The organism is Bacillus zhangzhouensis (assembly GCF_000715205.1).
Taxonomy (GTDB): domain Bacteria; phylum Bacillota; class Bacilli; order Bacillales; family Bacillaceae; genus Bacillus; species Bacillus zhangzhouensis.
On sequence record NZ_JOTP01000089.1, the window covers coordinates 1 to 466 of the forward strand.

The 466-nt window shown below is 40.8% G+C and carries 2 protein-coding genes; both read left to right on the forward strand.

Features of this window, described 5'->3' with window-relative positions; all coding sequences use genetic code 11:
- The coding region (locus BA70_RS18975) for a hypothetical protein (RefSeq protein WP_051691208.1) at nucleotides 1-212 on the forward strand (212 nt) is incomplete at its 5' end.
- A gap of 8 nt (nucleotides 213-220) precedes the next feature.
- A partial coding sequence (locus tag BA70_RS18980; RefSeq protein WP_034325300.1) for a phage portal protein occupies nucleotides 221-466 on the forward strand: 246 nt, incomplete at its 3' end.

Here is a 466-nt window from a genome sequence, read left to right on the forward strand (position 1 = left end):
GATATACAACAAAAAATGACACCAGTGATTGCGTTGATCTAACTGTCATCGGTTTAGTTTTAGAATTTGCAGGCGGAAAAATCGTCAAAGACGGCGAGGAAGTGAGTCTAGGAGGCGGCGGATCAGCTGCACCAGGAAGCGTGACACATGAAATGCTTGCTGAAAAAGCGGTCCGTTCGGTAAACATCGGGACGGGAAGTGTCAGGAGTTAAATATTAAATTGTTTACTGACAATGATCAAAAAGCGGGCCATTATGTAAAATTCAATGTTGATAGTGAGCTGCGCGGCGACAGTAAAACTCAAGCAGAGTATTTTAAGACCATGAGTGAAGCGGGTCTTTTAAATAAAAATGAGATTCGCGACTTGATTGAAAGAAACCCTATTGAACATGGCGAAAAATATCTATCTAGCTTGAATTATGTGTTCATTGACTTTATGGAAGAATACCAAAGGCTTAAAGCAGGT